The 16814-nt window shown below is 57.0% G+C and carries 16 protein-coding genes; 11 read left to right on the forward strand and 5 right to left on the reverse strand.

Features of this window, described 5'->3' with window-relative positions; all coding sequences use genetic code 11:
• Positions 1-176: 176 nt before the first annotated feature.
• The 7 genes from AC6I8B_RS09855 (at position 177) to AC6I8B_RS09885 (ending at position 9161) form a co-directional block, all read left to right on the forward strand.
• Positions 177-2534, forward strand: coding sequence for a membrane-bound PQQ-dependent dehydrogenase, glucose/quinate/shikimate family (locus AC6I8B_RS09855; RefSeq protein WP_157352141.1), 2358 nt, complete (start codon positions 177-179; stop codon positions 2532-2534).
• Positions 2535-2841: 307 nt separating this feature from the next.
• On the forward strand, positions 2842-3822 hold the full coding sequence (locus tag AC6I8B_RS09860; RefSeq protein ID WP_022625661.1) for a TIM barrel protein: 981 nt from the start codon (positions 2842-2844) through the stop codon (positions 3820-3822).
• Between the two features lie 55 nt (positions 3823-3877).
• Positions 3878-4918: a sugar ABC transporter substrate-binding protein gene (locus AC6I8B_RS09865; RefSeq protein ID WP_031592324.1), complete on the forward strand. Its 1041-nt coding sequence runs from the start codon at positions 3878-3880 to the stop codon at positions 4916-4918.
• Positions 4919-4934: 16 nt separating this feature from the next.
• Positions 4935-6437, forward strand: a complete 1503-nt coding sequence (locus AC6I8B_RS09870) for a sugar ABC transporter ATP-binding protein (protein ID WP_033787875.1) — start codon at positions 4935-4937, stop codon at positions 6435-6437.
• Between the two features lie 32 nt (positions 6438-6469).
• Positions 6470-7441, forward strand: a complete 972-nt coding sequence (locus AC6I8B_RS09875) for an ABC transporter permease (RefSeq protein WP_010244946.1) — start codon at positions 6470-6472, stop codon at positions 7439-7441.
• The gene (locus AC6I8B_RS09880; protein ID WP_010244943.1) at positions 7441-8298 is read left to right on the forward strand and encodes a MurR/RpiR family transcriptional regulator; all 858 of its coding nucleotides are present in this window, start codon (positions 7441-7443) and stop codon (positions 8296-8298) included. The genes AC6I8B_RS09875 and AC6I8B_RS09880 overlap by 1 nt, the downstream gene beginning before the upstream one ends.
• Before the next feature lie 2 nt (positions 8299-8300).
• Complete coding sequence (locus tag AC6I8B_RS09885) at positions 8301-9161, forward strand: PfkB family carbohydrate kinase (protein ID WP_157352144.1); 861 nt, start codon at positions 8301-8303, stop codon at positions 9159-9161.
• 41 nt (positions 9162-9202) lie between these two features.
• Here the strand turns inward: AC6I8B_RS09885 and curA are convergent, their stop codons facing one another.
• The gene (gene curA, locus AC6I8B_RS09890) at positions 9203-10234 is read right to left on the reverse strand and encodes an NADPH-dependent curcumin/dihydrocurcumin reductase (RefSeq protein WP_033771767.1); all 1032 of its coding nucleotides are present in this window, start codon (positions 10232-10234) and stop codon (positions 9203-9205) included.
• A gap of 319 nt (positions 10235-10553) precedes the next feature.
• Here curA and AC6I8B_RS09895 point away from each other — a divergent pair, with 319 nt between their 5' ends.
• Positions 10554-10952 (forward strand): VOC family protein, encoded by a 399-nt coding sequence (locus AC6I8B_RS09895; protein ID WP_010244934.1) that lies wholly within the window; start codon positions 10554-10556, stop codon positions 10950-10952.
• 120 nt (positions 10953-11072) lie between these two features.
• Positions 11073-11591 carry a glutamate racemase gene (locus tag AC6I8B_RS09900; RefSeq protein ID WP_157352888.1) on the forward strand — a complete coding sequence of 173 codons (519 nt, stop codon included), beginning with the start codon at positions 11073-11075 and terminating at the stop codon, positions 11589-11591.
• On the opposite strand, the gene AC6I8B_RS09905 is transcribed toward AC6I8B_RS09900, so the two are convergent.
• On the reverse strand, positions 11584-12333 hold the full coding sequence (locus AC6I8B_RS09905; RefSeq protein WP_010670143.1) for a DeoR/GlpR family DNA-binding transcription regulator: 750 nt from the start codon (positions 12331-12333) through the stop codon (positions 11584-11586). The two genes, AC6I8B_RS09900 and AC6I8B_RS09905, sit on opposite strands and share 8 nt — an antisense overlap.
• 83 nt (positions 12334-12416) lie before the next feature.
• Between AC6I8B_RS09905 and AC6I8B_RS09910 the strand changes: the two genes are divergently transcribed.
• On the forward strand, positions 12417-13001 hold the full coding sequence (locus AC6I8B_RS09910; RefSeq protein ID WP_010244931.1) for an NUDIX domain-containing protein: 585 nt from the start codon (positions 12417-12419) through the stop codon (positions 12999-13001).
• Positions 13002-13044: 43 nt separating this feature from the next.
• Here AC6I8B_RS09910 and AC6I8B_RS09915 read toward each other — a convergent pair whose 3' ends face one another.
• Together AC6I8B_RS09915 and AC6I8B_RS09920 are read right to left on the reverse strand one after the other, a co-directional pair.
• The gene (locus tag AC6I8B_RS09915; RefSeq protein WP_010670145.1) at positions 13045-14145 is read right to left on the reverse strand and encodes an NADH:flavin oxidoreductase/NADH oxidase; all 1101 of its coding nucleotides are present in this window, start codon (positions 14143-14145) and stop codon (positions 13045-13047) included.
• Positions 14146-14408: 263 nt separating this feature from the next.
• Positions 14409-15158 (reverse strand): glucose 1-dehydrogenase, encoded by a 750-nt coding sequence (locus AC6I8B_RS09920; RefSeq protein ID WP_033787857.1) that lies wholly within the window; start codon positions 15156-15158, stop codon positions 14409-14411.
• A gap of 152 nt (positions 15159-15310) precedes the next feature.
• Here AC6I8B_RS09920 and AC6I8B_RS09925 point away from each other — a divergent pair, with 152 nt between their 5' ends.
• Complete coding sequence (locus AC6I8B_RS09925) at positions 15311-16234, forward strand: LysR family transcriptional regulator (RefSeq protein WP_157352149.1); 924 nt, start codon at positions 15311-15313, stop codon at positions 16232-16234.
• Between the two features lie 14 nt (positions 16235-16248).
• On the opposite strand, the gene uraH is transcribed toward AC6I8B_RS09925, so the two are convergent.
• Complete coding sequence (gene uraH / locus AC6I8B_RS09930) at positions 16249-16671, reverse strand: hydroxyisourate hydrolase (protein WP_157352152.1); 423 nt, start codon at positions 16669-16671, stop codon at positions 16249-16251.
• Positions 16672-16814 lie beyond the last annotated feature (143 nt).

Here is a 16814-nt window from a genome sequence, read left to right on the forward strand (position 1 = left end):
CTTCAGAAAGTAAAAAAAGCGGCCTGACCGCATTAACAGGTGACATTTATAATAAATATTTCTAATGATTAACGCTTATACACGTTTTTACATATTTCGTGCGTAAGTTAAAATCTCGTTGAATTTATGTTTCCAGCTTAACCTTTCAATTGCCGCTAATGACCCGAGGATGGATCATGATCAATAAAATAACCAGTATAATCATGGTGATATTTGCTATCGCCCTGATTTACATGGGAGGACAACTCCTGCTTGCAGGAGGCAGCGCGTTCTATGCGCTGATGGGCGTGGGCGTTCTGCTCAGCGCGATTCTGCTGTTGATGAAAAAACGCAGTGCACTGACGCTTTATGCGTTGCTGATGTGGATGACTCTGTTCTGGACTATCTGGGAAGTGGGCTTCGACAAATGGCAGTGGATCCCGCGCGGCGACCTGTTTGGCGTGCTGGGTCTCTGGCTGGCGCTGCCGTGGGTGGTGCGTCCGCTCTATCAGGGGCAGCGTCGTTTCCATCCTTTCCTCGGGGGTTCCGTCGTCCTGATGGTGCTGCTGGTCATCGGTCTCTGCTTCTACGATCCGCTGCCGCAGCAGGGCGCCATTAATACGCCGCGCAACGCCTCTGCGACCGGCGGTGCCGCTGAAGAGTGGAGCGCCTATGGCGGAACCACAGATGGCCAGCGCTTTTCGGCGCTGAAGCAGATCACTAAAGATAACGTGAAAGATCTTGAAGTGGCCTGGACCTATCACACCGGCGACCTGCGTCAGGGTGATGATGCGACCGAATACACCTTTGAAGCGACACCGCTGAAAGCCAACGGCATGCTCTACTTCTGTACGCCGCACAACGAAGTCCATGCTCTTGACCCGGAAACCGGTGCGGTGAAGTGGAAAACGACGCCGGATAAAAACCGCTCTTATCTGCAGCAGCACCAGACCTGTCGTGGCGTGAGCTACTTCGATGCCGGTCAGCAGGCGCAGGCGCAGACGGGCGCATCGCCGGCCATCTGCCGCAAGCGTATCTTCAATGCCACCACCGATGCCCGCCTGCTGGCGCTGGATGCCGATACCGGTAAAGCCTGTGCTGACTTTGGTGACAACGGTGTGGTGAATCTGCGCGCCAACATGGGCGAGGTGCGTCCGCACGCGCTGATGCAGACTGCCGCGCCACTGGTGGCGGGCAACCTGGTGATTGTCGGCGGTTCGGTGATGGATAACGGCTTCAACAGCGGTAACCCATCAGGTGTGATCCGTGCCTATGATGCCGTCAGCGGTCGTCTGGTGTGGAACTTCGATCCGGCTAACCCGGATAACACCGCACCGGTCGCTGAAGGGGCAACCTATCCGCAGGATACCCCGGTCGCCTGGGCCACCCTGAGCGCCGATCTGAAAAACGGCCTGGTCTATGTGCCGTTTGGTAACGCCTCGCCGGATGAAGTGGGACTTGAACGCGATCCCGCCAGCAACACTGAAAAATTCCGTGATGCGCTGGTGGCACTGGATCTGAAAACCGGTGCGTTCAAATGGCGTTATCAGAGTTCGAACCACGACCTCTGGGATCGCGATAATCCGTCACAGCCGTCGCTGGTGGACATCAACTATCAGGGCAAACCGCAACCGGCGGTGATCCTGCCGACCAAAACCGGCAACCTGTTTGTGCTGAACCGCCTGACCGGCGAACCGGTTTATCCGGTAGAGCAGGTTAAGGTCTCCACGGATGGTATTAAAGGCGAGCAGTATGCGGCGACCCAGCCGGTCTCCAGCCTGAACTTCATTCCGCAGCCGCTGACTGAGAAGTCAATGTGGGGCATTACGCCGTTTGACCAGATGGCCTGCCGCACCACGTTCCGTGAGCTGCGCTATGACGGTAACCCGTGGACGCCGCCAACGGAGAAAGGCTCGCTGATCTTCCCGGGCAACATCGGGGTGTTTAACTGGGGTTCAGTAGCGGTTGATCCACAGCGTCAGATGCTGATTGCGGCACCGGTACGCCTGGCTTACAAATACAACCTCATCAGACGCACGCCGGAAACTGAAACCCAGCGTACCTTCACCAAAGATGGTACGCCGTACTGGAATGAGAACTTCCACGGTGACTACGCTATCCACATCCAGCAGATGGCGTCGGGTCTGGGTATTCCCTGCATCGCGCCACCGTGGGGACGGATGGTCGGTGTGGATCTGACCACCGGCAAAACCGAATGGCTGCGCCGCGTCGGCACCACCAAAAACCTCAAGACCAGCTTCCTGCCTGGCCGCTTCCCGCTCGGTTTCCCGATGGGCATGGTGGCGCACGGCGGACCGCTGCTGACGGCGGGTGATCTGGTGTTCCACGGCGCAACGGCAGATAACTTCTTCCGTGCTTACGACAGCACCACCGGCGAACTGCTGTGGCAGACTGAACTGAGTGCCGGAGCGCAGGCCACGCCATCCACCTTTATGGGCAAAGATGGCAAGCAGTATGTGGTGATTGCCGCGGGCGGCCACGGCTCGCTCGGTACCACGGCGGGCGACAGCGTTGTCGCTTTCCGTCTGAAGTGATTTTTTAAAAAACCGACCCGCTGAGCGCCGCCCTGGCGCTCAGCTTTTTTCACACCTCTGCCTGCCAGATCTCACACCCGGCTTCGCGCGACAACCTGTTGTATTTCATCTCAATTCTTTCATCTCCGCATTCACAGCATCTGATAACGCATCGAAACCATTTCGTGACAGCGCTCCCGCTTTAACGATTTCTCCTGCCTGACAGACTTGCGCATTAAGCCGCGAGGCGTAGATTAATATATGACTTCACAATTAATCGTGAATACGAAAAGTACTTCACAATACGCACTCTGAAGGATTGATGCTCATGTCGGAACTGAAATTTGCTACCCGTCTTAACTCTTTCGCCTCGGGGGCGCACCTCTACTGGCCCGATCAGCAGGGTAAGCCCTCTGTGCTGCAGATGGTTGCCCGTGCAGGCAAGGTCAAAGGCTTAACGCATCTCGACCTCAACTTTCCGCAACATCTCACCAGCGATATCCCCACACTGCGCCAGGCGATCAGTGATGCGGGTCTGGCCGTTAACGGTATGCAGATGCGCTGGGACGCGCCGCAGTTCAAAATCGGCGCGTTTACGCATCCCGACGCGAAAGTGCGTCGCGAAGCGATTGAGCTGACCAAACGGGGCATTGACGCGGGTCGGGAATTTGGTTCACGGCTGATGACGCTGTGGATGGGGCAGGACGGTTTCGATTACTGCTTCCAGGCGGACTATAAGAAAATCTGGGAGGATGCGGTCAGCGCCGTGCGTGAAGTGGCGGAGTATGCACCGGACGTTGACGTCAGCATCGAATATAAACCCAATGAGCCACGCGCCTACAGCATCTTTCCCAACGCCACCACCTGTCTGCTGGCCGTGGAAGAGGCGGGCTGCGCCAACCTGGGGATCACCCTGGATTTTGCTCATGTACTGTTTGCCAATGAGATCCCGGCTTACGCCGCCGCCATGGTGGCGCGCCGCTCACGGCTGCTGGGGCTGGACCTTAACGACGGCTGGGGCAAGCGTGATGACGGCCTGATGGTCGGCTCAGTCAACCCACGCGCCACGCTGGAGTTTCTCTGGCAGATGCAGCGTGATGGCTACCGCGGTGCCTACTACTTCGATACCTTCCCGGATGCCAGCGGTCTTGACCCGATCCGTGAAGCAGAAAGCAATATTGCGACCGTGACCCGTCTGCTGAGGCTGTGTGACCAGCTGCACGACAACGCGGCGTTACTGGCGGCCATCGGGCGCCAGGATGCGGTGGCCTCTCAGCAGATCGTCAATGACATCATGCTGGCCCGCTGACAGCCGATTAATCATAAAAACATCACACCTCTACCCAACACCCTGAGAATAAAATATGAAAAAACGCCTGCTTGCTCTTATCGCCTCCTCACTGCTCTGCAGCACGGTTTATGCGGCAGAACTGGCACCGCTGCAATCCGATACTGAACCGGATCGCACCGACTGGACCCAGCTCGACACCAAATATGGCGCACTGCCAAAAGTCGATAAGTCGCTGAAGATTGGCGGGGTATCGAAAACCCTGACCAATGAGTACTGGCGCTCACTCGGCCAGGGCTACCAGAACGCGGCGAAAAAGTATGGTTTCACTGTCGCTTATCAGGCGGCGGCCAATGAAGACGATCAGCTTGGTCAGCTCTCCATTGCGGAAACCCTGATCTCGCAGGGCTTTAACGGCCTGCTGGTTTCGCCGCAGACCGATATCAACCTGGAGCCTGCACTGGAGAGTGCCAACAGTAAAAATATCCCGGTGGTGAACGTTAATGATGCGGTGATGCCGAATGCGCGCTACTACGTCGGCAACGTCCAGAAGGACAATGGCGTGCGGGTGGCGAAATGGTTTATTCAGCACCATCCGCAGGGCGGCAAAGTGGCGGTGATTGAAGGGCAGCCAGGGGTTTATGCCGCCGGACAGCGCACCCGTGGCTTTAAAGAGACGCTGGACAGCGCCGGGAAGTTCACCATCGTGGCCAGCGTGCCCGCTAACTGGAGTCGCGAGCAGGCCTTTAACGCCGCATCGACCATTCTGCAGCAGCATCCTGATTTAATCGGCTTCTACGCCAACAACGACACCATGGCGCTGGGCGTGGTGGAGGCGGTACGCGCGCAGAACAAAGCGTCACAGGTGGCCATCTTTGGCACTGACGGTATTTCCGATGCCTACGCCTCGATTAAGCGCGGCGAGCTGACCGGCACGGTCGACAGTTTCCCGGTGCTGACCGGTGAAGTGGCGATGGACGTCATTATCCGGCTGATCAACGGACAGAAACTGTCGCGCGTTGTCTCGACACCTCAGGCGCTGATCACCAAAGAGAATGTTGAGGCGTTCTCAACCAAAGACAACAACCGGTTGCGTCAGCTGCTGGCTCAACAATAAGTCAGCGGGAGCGGGTATGGAACAGTTTCGCTTAATGATGCGTGGCATCAGCAAAAGTTACGGTAACGCCGCCGCGCTGCAGGATGTCGATTTCTCAGTGCGGCCCGGCGAGGTGCACGCGCTGATTGGGGAAAATGGCGCGGGTAAGTCGACGCTGCTGAATATCCTCTCCGGCGTTCGCGGCGCGGACAGCGGAGAGATCAGCGTCAATGGAAACCGGGTGCAGATCCGCAGTCCGCTCAGCGCCCGTCAGGCCGGGATCGCGATGATCCACCAGGAGTTACAGCATGTGCCTGAGCTTTCCGTGGCGCAGAACATGTTTCTGGGTCGCCCGCTGACCCGCGCCGGGGGCTGGTGGGTGGATAAAAAGGCCCAGCTGGCGCGGGCCACCCTGATTCTGAAGACGCTGGATCCCACTATCGATCCCGATACGCCGATCAGGAACCTCAAGGTATCGCAGCAGCAGATCGTTGAGATTGCCCGGGCGCTGCTGGATGACGCCAAAATCATTGCCATGGATGAACCGACCTCCAGCCTGACGCCACGCGAATTTGACCGGCTGGCAGAGCTGATTGGCGATCTGAAGTCGACCGGCGTCTCGCTGATCTATGTCTCGCACAAGATGAATGAGATTTTCCGGGTCTGCGACCGCGCCACCATTATGCGTGACGGAAAGCAGGTTGGGGTGGTCAATATCAGTGATGAGGATGAGGAGAGCATCGTCGCCAAAATGGTCGGACGGAAGATCGACAAGCTTGACCATCAGGCGTTTGTCACCGATCGCGAAGTGCTGCGGGTAGAGGATCTGACGCGTGGCAATGAGGTGGTGGCGGCAAACTTCAGCGTTCGTGCGGGCGAAGTGCTGGGCATTGCCGGGCTGGTCGGCGCGGGGCGCACCGAACTGCTGAAGCTGATTGCCGGTATCGACAGGCGCACCCGTGGCACGGTGAGCGTCAACGGTGCCGCGGTGAAGAACCACAACGTGCGTGCGGCGATCAAGGCGGGCATTGGCCTGGTACCTGAAGACCGCAAAAAAGAGGGCATTATCAAAGAGCGGGCGGTGAAGATGAATATGGCGCTGCCGTCGATGCACCGCTTCACGTCGGCGGGGCTGATGAACCAGGCCCGGCTGGACCGCGAGGCGCTGAGGGTCATGGGAGACCTGAAACTGCGCCCGCTCGACATTGAGAAAACCATCGGCACGCTGAGCGGCGGCAATCAGCAAAAAGTGATCATCGGCCGCTGGGTTGCGGCGGATGCCAATGTGTTTCTGTTTGATGAGCCGACGCGCGGTATCGATATTGGTGCCAAGTCTGAAATCTATCACCTGATTGAAAAACTGGCCCAGGCGGGCAAAGCCATTGTGGTGGTGTCGTCAGAAATGACCGAGATCATGCGCATCTCCGATCGGGTGCTGGTGATGCGCGAGGGCCGGATAACCAAAGAGTTAACCGGCAGCGCGATCACCGAAGAGAACATTGCCCGTTATGCCATCAAAGATATCGACCAGACCGCCTGACCGCTTACCTGACACTATTTAAGGTTATAACTATGACAACTCAGACATCTACCGGGCCGGGTACCCGACCTGCGCTGCGGCTTAAATTTAATCTGCGTGATGCCGGTACCTTAATTGGCTTACTGATTATCGTGGTGACATTTTCGTTTCTGTCGCCGGTCTTTTTCACCCTGCCTAATCTGCTGAATATTCTGCAGCAGTCCTCAATCAACGCCCTGATTGCACTGGGCATGACGCTGGTGATTATCTCCGGCGGGATTGACCTCTCGGTCGGTCCCACGGCGGCGCTCTCTGCGGTGCTGGGTGCAACCCTGATGGCATCGGGCGTGCCGGTGCCGCTGGCGATCCTCGCGACGCTGGGTGTGGGCGCGATGTGCGGGCTGTTCAGCGGCACGCTGATCGCCTATGCCGGGCTGCAGCCGTTTATTGTCACGCTGGGCGGCCTGTCGCTGTTCCGGGCGATAGCGCTGATCTACACCGGCGGCAATCCCATCTTCGGTATTCCGCTGGAATTTCGCAGCCTGATTAACAGTACGCTTTTCGGTATCCCCACGCCGATTGTGATTGTGGCAGTGATTGCGCTGCTGCTGTGGACGGTGATGAATAAGACCCCGCTGGGGGAATATATTCTGGCGATTGGCGGCAATGAAGAGGCGGCGCGGGTCGCGGGTGTGCCGGTTAAGCGCACCAAGGTCACGGTCTATATCTTCTCCGGCCTGCTTGCCTCACTGGCCTCGCTGATTCTGATTGGTCGCCTGGGGGCTGCCGAACCGACCATCGGCAACCTGTGGGAACTGGATGCGATTGCGGCGGCGGCCATTGGCGGTGCGTCGTTAATGGGCGGCAAGGGCAGTATCTTCGGAACGCTGATCGGCGTGGTTATCCTCGGTGCATTACGTAATGGCTTGACCTTACTGAACATTCAGGCCTTTTACCAATTGCTCGCTACCGGCCTTATTATTATCATAGCGATGTTGATTGACCGGGCGACCCGAGGCAAGTAATGAAGCAAGATCCGCGAGCCATTGGCGCTCAGATTCGTATGCGTTTGCCCCAGCTGACGCCGTTAGAACGTCGGGTAGCTGAGGCGATAATTGCCCGAACCGACATTACCGAGCAATCCTCATTAAAGGAGATTGCGCGGGAGAATAATGTCTCTGAAGCGATGATCGTTAAGATTACCAAAAAACTTAACTTCACCGGCTTCAGGCATTTCAGAAGTGGCCTGATCTATTACAACCAGTCTGAAGTGGCAGGGCTGCATGCGGAAATTGAGCCGGATGATTCGTCGGAGCAGTTGCTGGCCAAAGTTTTCAGAACCTCTATCCAGGCGATTGAAGAGACCTTATCGATTCTGGATGTTTCTGAATTCAATCGTGCGGCGGACATTATCTTTAAAGCGCGTCATATCGATCTCTACGCCGTGGGCGGTTCTGCCGCCGTGGCGCGGGACCTGTCACACAAGATGCTGAAGATTGGCATTAAGTCGACTGCCTATGACGACGCCCACATCATGCTGATGTCAGCCGCCGTGTTATCTGATGACGATGTGGTTATCGCCATCAGCCATTCGGGTGCTACGCGCGCGGTGAACGATCCGGTCAGACTGGCGGGGAGGAATGGCGCGAAAGTTATCGCCATTACCAACTACGCCGAATCCCCGATCGCGAAGAGTGCGCATGTGGTCCTCAATTCAACCTCTCAGGGATCGCATCTGCTGGGTGAAAACGCCGCGTCACGCATCGCCCAGCTCAATATTCTGGATGCGCTGTTTGTCGCTATCGCCAAGAAAGATCTGAAGCGGGCGGAGAAGAACCTGATGAAAACCCAGCATGCGGTTCAGGATCTGCGGGAATTCTAGCTATGAGCAAAATTGCAGTCACCGGCAGTCTTCACTACGACATTATGCTGGATGCACACCATCGCCCGGAAAAAGGCGAAACGGTGATGGGCAGCGCCTGTCACTATAAGTTTGGTGGCAAGGGGGGTAATCAGGCCGTCGCAGCGGCACGCGCGGGTGCCGCAGTGCGCTTCGCCGGTTCAGTGGGGCGCGATCAGCAGGGGCAATTCCTGCTGGATAATTTGCAGCAGGCCGGGGTCGATTGCACCGCCGTCAGCATCATTGATGCGCTTCCCTCCGGGATGAGCGTGGCGATTACCGATGCCGAAGGAGATTACGGTGCTGTGGTGGTCTCCAATGCTAATCAGCAGATCCCGCTGGAGACCTTTGAGCAACCCGGCTTCTGGCAGGAGGTGTCGCTGCTGGTGCTGCAAAATGAAGTCCCTGAAGCGGTGAACCTCTGTGCGGCCCGGGCGGCACAGCAGCGGGGGATTACGGTCTGCGTCAATGCCGCGCCCGCCCGGCCGTTGTCAGCCGCGTTTGAAAACTGTATCGATCTGCTGGTGGTGAACGCCATTGAAGCGCGCGATATGTGCGGGATTAGCGTGCAGGATCTGACGTCGGCGCGCTCAGCGGCAGAATCGCTGGCCAGCCGGTTTGCCAGAGTGGTGGTTACCGCTGGTGAACATGGTGTGGCTTACAGCGAGGCGGGAGAGACGCATACCCTGGCGGCGCAGAAGGTGACACTGGTAAGCACCCACGGTGCCGGGGATTGTTTTGTCGGCGTGTTGTGTCAGCGCCTGAGTAGCGGGGTAACGCTGGCAGAAGCGGTGAGTGCGGCAAATCGTGCAGCTGCCGAACACGTTTCCCGGCAGCCGCACTGATTAATGGCGTGCCACGTCAGTGACGCGGCACGCTAACGTCATCAGGCACCGACGTTCACCACGGTTTTACCGAAGTTTTTGCCATTCAGCATATCGATAAACGCCTGTGGCGCGTTCTCTAATCCTTCAATCATGTGCTCGCGATAGTGGATTTTTTTGTTCTCCACCAGCGGACGCATCGCCTCCAGGAACTCAGGGTAACGGTCACCATAATCCTGGAAGATGATAAAGCCCTGCATACGGATACGGCGTTTCAGAATGCCCGCCATGATCAGAGAGGTTCTGTCCGGGCCTTGCGGCAGCTCACGCTGGCTGTAAGCCGAGACCAGACCACAGACCGGCACGCGCGCAGCGGTGTTCAGCAGCGGGAACACGGCATCAAACACTTTGCCACCGACGTTTTCGAAGTAGATATCGATGCCATCCGGGCAGGCATTTTTCAGCTGCTCTTCAAAGTCGGCGCTGTGGTGATCGAGGCAGGCATCAAAGCCCAGCGTATCGACCGCGTAACGGCATTTCTCTTCACCGCCCGCCACACCAACGACACGGCAGCCTTTCTGTTTACCCAACTGACCGACCGTTGCGCCCACCGGACCGGTTGCGGCGGCAACGACCAGGGTTTCACCCGCTTTCGGCTGACCGATATCCATCAGACCCATATAGGCGGTAAAGCCTGGCATACCGAGAATACCCAGCGCCCATGAGGGATGAGGCAGATCGTTGCCCAGCTTCGCAATCTCTTTGCCATCGGAGACGGCATATTCCTGCCAGCCGCTCTGTGCCAGCACCCAGTCACCGGTCTTGAAGTCACTGTTTTTCGAATCGGCGACCTGACAGACGGTGCCGCCCACCATCGGCTGATCCAGCTCTGCCGGCGCGGCGTAGGATTTACCCTCGTCCATCCGCCCACGCATGTAGGGATCAAGCGAGAGATAGATGGTTTTCAGCAGTACTTCACCCTCTTTGATTTCCGGGACGGGCTGCGCCACATGGCGGAAATTCTCTTTGGTCGGCTCACCGTGTGGGCGTGAAGCCAGTAACCAGGCATGGTTCTGGGTTGCTTGTTCAGTCATATTGTCATCCTTTTATAGCCGGGCAATGCTCAGGGCATCACCATATGAATACCGGGAAAGTGTAGATGACCACGGCGGGAATGCGTTTAGCGCTGTGAGCGGTAAGCTGATTTACCGATAACAGGGCATAGGGTGCTAACCACGGGGACACAGCGGATGCAGGACCATTGGCGTCATGGATTCAGTCTGATGGCTGTTCACATCCGCTTGCAAAAAACGGGCAGGCGAGTCAACAGCAGTGCGGCATGACACGCATCCGGCGTCACGGGAAGCTCTGAAGATTGTGATAAATATCAGTGAACTCTACAGGGAGAGAACCATGATTATCCAGCATCTGCGTATTGCCCGACCGGTGACAGACCTGACGCAAAGCAGTCAGAACTATTGTGACGGGCTGGGGTTGCAAGAAATCGGTGAGTTTACTGATCATCAGGGGTTCAGTGGCGTGATGCTGGGCGCTGAAGGGCTGGCCTGGCATCTCGAATTCACGCTCTGTCACACGCATCCCGTCCGGCCATCGCCAACAGATGAGGACCTGCTGGTGCTCTACATTCCGCAACGGCCTGACTGGCTGGCCCGATGTGCCTGTATGGATGAGGCAGGATTTATGCGGTTGAATTCATTTAATCCCTATTGGGACCAACGGGGCGTGACATTTATCGACAGGGATGGTTATCGTGTTGTTATCCAGCATGCAGCCTGGCAATCCGCAATCTGACCTGTACCGGAGTTCACCCTGAACATTCTTTGCTTTCACACCGCGGCCAGTAATATCGCGATATTTGATGATGCCGCCCGCGCACTGGCGCGTGACAATCCACCGCTGAATCATCTGGTGATGCCTGCGCTGCTGGCAGAAGCGGAACGCAGCGGCGGGATGACGATTGCTTTACGCCGCCGTATTGCCCAAATGATTGAAACGCTGCTGCCGCAGTTCGATGCGGTGCTGATCACCTGCTCGACGCTGGGGCCGGTTGCCGGTGATTTCAGCGCGCAGGATCGGGTTATGCGCACCGACGGAATGCTGGCAGAGGCGCTGCAGCGTCAGGCAGGGCGCACAGTCGCGCTCTGTGCGGCAGAATCAACGCTGGCGGCGACGCGGGCACTTTTCAGCCAGCCCGGCAGCCAGGTGGAGGTCGTGCTGGTGGAGGGAGCATGGGCGGCGTTTAAAGCGGGGGAGACAACACGCTATTTTGCACTGATTGCAGCAGCAGCAGAGCAGGCTTATCAGCAGGGAGCCGTTGCGGTGGCCCTGGCGCAAAGCTCAATGACGCCCGTAGCACAGCAGTTTCCTGACACACAGCGACCATTGACCGGTCCGCATCTTGCGCTGCAGGCCTGCTACGAACTCAGATGACCGTCACACCCTGCTGGCTCAGCGCCTGTCGCAGCGCCTCGTCCGGCTGCGTTTCCACGACCAGCGTGCTGGCCAGCGACAGGTCGCCTATGGCAAATGCCGAGGCGGAGTTCAGCTTTTCCGCTGACGCCAGCACCACGGTTTCCGCTGCGCGTCCTGCCAGCGCACGCTTGACCGTCGCCTCTTCGAAATTACCGGTGGTCAGGCCCGCCGCCGGATGCACGCCGGTGACGCCCATAAAAAAGAGATCGGCATTGATGCGGTTGATCGACTCCAGCATCGCTGCGCCCACCGTCACCACTGAATGTTTATAGAGCTGCCCGCCAATCAGTATGATCTCCACGAGTGGATGATCGGCTAACGCCAGCGCCACGCTGGGACTGTGCGTAACCGCGGTAAAGCTCAGCGTGGCGGGTAACAGTCGCACCAGTTCCGCGCTGGTGGTCCCGCCATCAATCAGTACGATCTGTCCCGGCTGGATCAGTGAAACGGCTTTTTGCGCAATAACCTGTTTGGAAGCAGTCTGCACGCTTTTGCGCGTTTCAAAGGTGGCCAGCGCAGCGGAAACCGGCAGCGCGCCGCCATGTACCCGCTGCAACAATCCTTCAGCCGCCAGTTCACGCAGGTCGCGGCGGATAGAGTCTTCGGAGAGGCCAAAGCGCTGGCTGAGGTCCCGCGACTGCACCTGTTTTTCCTGGGCGAGCAGGGCAAGAATCGTCTGTTTTCGCTGGCTGGATAGCATAACTGGCCTTTGCATGTTTTTTCTTGAAGTTGCACGATTGTGCATGATAGCGTGATGGCTGTCTACCTATCCTGGAGAGCATCATGCAGCAGAACCATCCCCGCGTGCGCATCATCAATGAGCAGTTGCTGTCAGACAACTGGTATACCCTGAAGAAATATACGTTCTCGCTGCTGCGTCGTGACGGCCGCTGGCAGGAGCAGAGCCGTGAAGCCTATGACCGCGGTAACGGCGCAGTGATCCTGCTCTACAACCGTGACAAACGTACGGTGGTACTGACCCGTCAGTTTCGCTTTCCGATTTTCCTTAACGGGCATGATGGCTTTCTGATTGAAGCAGCCGCCGGTCTGCTGGATAACGCCTCGCCGGAAGCGCGTATTGTTGCCGAAGCCGAAGAGGAAACCGGTTTTCGCGTCAGCCATGTGCAGAAGGTATTTGAAGCCTTTATGAGCCCCGGTTCGGTTACTGAGAAACTCTACTTTTTTATTGCCGAGTATGGCGATCAGCAGCGTAGCGGTGAAGGCGGCGGAATAGCGGAAGAGGGTGAGGATATTGAGGTGCTTGAGCTCGGTTTTGACCAGGCGTTAAAGGCGATTGACCAGGGTGAGATTGTGGATGCCAAGACCATCATGCTGCTGCAGCATCTGCGGCTGAAAGGCATTTTATAAGAGAACGGGCAGACCGCCGTTAATACGGTCTGCCCGTTAAAGCTTACTGATCCTGCGTCAGGATGCCTTTTACATCGTGCGGTTCAGAACGCAGATACTGTGGCGGAACCTGGACTTTACCATCCAGCGCAGCGGCTGCGTGCCACGGCCAGCGCGGATCGTAAAGTATACCGCGCGCCAGCGCCACCAGGTCAGCTTCACCCTGTTGCAGCAGATCTTCTGCCTGCTGCGGCTCAGTAATTAAGCCGACCGCAATCACCGGAATCGACACCTGCTCACGAATATCGCGGGCGAACGGCACCTGATAGTTGGGTCCGACGCTGATTTTCTGGTCTTCTGACAAACCACCACTTGAGACATGAATATAAGCACTGTTCAGCGCTTCCAGCTCACGCGAGAAGGCGATTGACTGATTGATCTCCCAGCCGCCTTCAACCCAGTCAGTGGCAGAAATGCGCACGCCTACCGGCACGGAAGCGGGTACGGCATCGCGAACGGCTTTGAAGACTTCCAGTGGGAAGCGCATACGGTTTTCCAGCGAGCCGCCATATTCATCACTGCGCTGATTCGACAGCGGCGACAGGAACTGATGCAGCAGGTAGCCGTGTGCGGCATGCACTTCGATGAGCTGAATTCCCAGACGCACCGCACGCAGGGCGCTGTCGACAAAGGCCTGTTTTACCCTCGCCAGATCGTCAGTGTGCATGGCAACCGGTTTCACTTCATCCGCGCTGTAGCTCAGTGCGGACGGAGCCACGGTTTGCCAGCCGCCGGCTTCAGGCGCAATCTGCTTACCGCCTTCCCAGGGTACGGCACACGACGCTTTGCGTCCCGCATGGCCCAGCTGAATACCAACCGGAATAGAGGAGTAGCGGCGGACATCTTCCAGAACCGTTTTCAGCGCAGCTTCATTATCATCATTCCACAAACCGAGATCGCCTGGGGAGATGCGACCAATATCCTCTACGGCGGTGGCTTCAATAATCATCAGACCTGCGCCGGAAAAGGCCAGCTGGCCAAGATGGATACGGTGCCAGGCGGTCGCATTGCCCGCCTCAGCGGAGTACTGGCACATCGGCGCAATCACAATGCGGTTATCCAGCGTAAGTTCGCCCAGCGAGACAGTGGAAAAAAGTTGGCTCATGTTATCTCCATGGTTTTTATGACTGACGTGACAGGCAATAACTATAGCGGGGGATTTGCCAGGCGGGTGTTTCTTCAACGTGACATTTTATGACGGCGTGCCGGATTCAGGTTACAGATCAACACAGCCTGCTGCCTTTGACAGGGGTTATTACGTGAACGGTTCAGCCAGGCGCGCTTTGTTGCTCACGCCCGGCGAACCGGGATTCTGCGTAACGGATAATGACAATCACCAGGGGCTGATATTCAGCTACAGGGTGAGTCTCAGACCTGTGCCATTCCACCATCAACAAACAGTTCTGCGGCATTGATAAAGCTGGCGGCATCCGAGGCAAGAAACGCAACGGTGCGGGCAACCTCCTGCGGTTCACCCAGGCGGCCAAGCGGTATCTGTGCTGCCAGCGCATCAAACAAGCCCTGACGCTGATCTTCACTGACCAGATCACCCAGCCCAGGCGTACGGACAGGGCCGGGGCTCACGACATTGACCCGGATTCCGCGATCTTTCAGATCCAGCGCCCACGAACGGGCAAAATTGCGCACTGCCGCTTTACTGGCGCTGTAGACGCTAAAAGCCGCAGTACCCTGCGCTCCGGCAGTCGATCCGGTCAGAATTACCGATGCGCCATCAACCAGCAGAGGCAGGGCTTTCTGTACGGTAAACAGCACGCCGCGTACGTTAGTGCCAAAGATACGATCAAAATGCTCTTCAGTAATCGCCCCCAGCGGCAGCATGTCGCCGCCCCCGGCGTTGGCAAAGAGAATATCGAGGCGTCCCGCCTGCGCTGCAATTCTCGAGTAAACCTCATCGAGATCGTGCAGTTGTGAGGCGTCTGCGCGGATGCCGCTGACGGTTCCGCCGATTTCAGCGACGGCGGCATCCAGCTCCGCCTGACGACGGCCGGTTATAAAAACCTGTGCGCCCTGTGCCGCCAGCTCCCGGGCGGTGGCCAGGCCAATTCCGCTTGTTCCGCCCGTAACCAGTGCAATTTTTCCTGCGAGTGATGCGTTCATAAGTTCTTCTCCGGATAGTCTCTTAGACAGTTTGGGTTATTCCCGGTCAGCGGGGCTGCCGGACTGATTGCTACTGTAAGAGAGGAGGATTGGCGGATAAATCCGCTAAAATGAAAATGACTATCCACACGGGTGGATAATAGGGGGATAGAATGGATCAGCTGCTGGCGATAAAAGCCTTTTCACGGGTGGTGGAAAGCGGCAGTTTTACCCGGGCGGCGGACTCGCTGAATATGCCGAAGGCGACGCTGAGTAAGCTGGTTCAGGAGCTGGAGGCGCATCTTTCCGTCAGGCTACTGCAGCGCACCACCCGACGCGTGACCGTCACCGCAGAAGGGCGTGAATACTATGAGAAAGCGCTGCGCATCCTGCACGATCTCGAAGATATTGATGCCTGTTTCAATTCACTGCGCAGTAAGCCGCGTGGGCAGTTACGCATCGATGTCGGCGGATCTACCGCCAGGGACGTTCTGATTCCGCTGCTGCCTGATTTCTTTGCCCGCTATCCTGATATTACGCTGGATCTGGGCGTATCCGATCGCCCGGTCAATCTTATCAGTGACAACGTTGATTGTGTGATCCGCGGCGGTCCGCTGGTCGATTCCTCACTGATTGCCCGCCTGATAGGGCACGCTACGCTCATTACCTGCGCGACACCCGCCTACCTTAAAGCGTTTGGCGTGCCCGCCTATCCTGATGAACTGCGCAACGGACACCGACTGGTGAGTTATCTCTCGCCGCAAACCGGCAAGCCATTTCCGCTTCGGTTCGAACGTCATGGAGAGAAAATTGAGATCACCAGTGCGCATCGCATTGGCGTCAATGAAAGCAACGCGCATCTGGCCGCGGGACTGGCAGGGCTTGGGATCATTCAGACATTTAATTATTCGCTGTCGTCGATTCTGCGGCAGGGAGAAATGGTTGAGATCCTGCACGACTGGCGTCCGGCGGGTTATCCGTTTCATCTGGTTTATCCGCAAAACCGGCACGTGACGCAACGGCTACGGGTATTTATCGACTGGCTGGTGGAGTGCTTTCCGGCGCGGGTAGCGGGAGAGGGGAGATCCGGCACCTGAGTGCCGGATCGGGATCAGTTGCCGCGATAGGTAGAGTAACCAAATGGGCTCAGCAGCAACGGGATATGGTAGTGCTCACCGCTGGCTTCCATGTTGAACTCAACCGGGATCTCCGGGAAGAAGGTTTTCTGGCTGTTCTTTTTATAGAAGTCACCGGTTTTAAACACCACGCGGTAGCTACCCGCACTGGCTGTTTTGTCCTGCGGGAACAGGGCACTGATGCGACCATTGTTATCGGTGACGCCTGATGCCAGTTTCACCCAGTTATCCTGCTGCTTCTGATCCAGTTCAACTTCGATGCCTGCCGTTGGCTGGCCAGTTTGCAGGTTAAGAACGTGCACGCTCAGTGGGTTTTTAGCGGTAGCAGGCTGAGCAGCGATAGCGGATGCGCCAGAGGTCATCAGTAATGTTGCGATCAAGGCATATGAAGTTTTCATCAATGTTTCCTTTATTGATTGTCTGAAGTCGGGTGACAGTGCAGAGAGAGTAATGCGCCTGAGGGCAAAGAGATATTTAGCCGCAGGAAATGTGAAATTTCTGAGAAAGAAGAAAAATGTCTTTAGTTACATCATACAAAGTT

The sequence above is a fragment of the Pantoea sp. X-Soil-ISGK-285 genome (assembly GCF_059730815.1).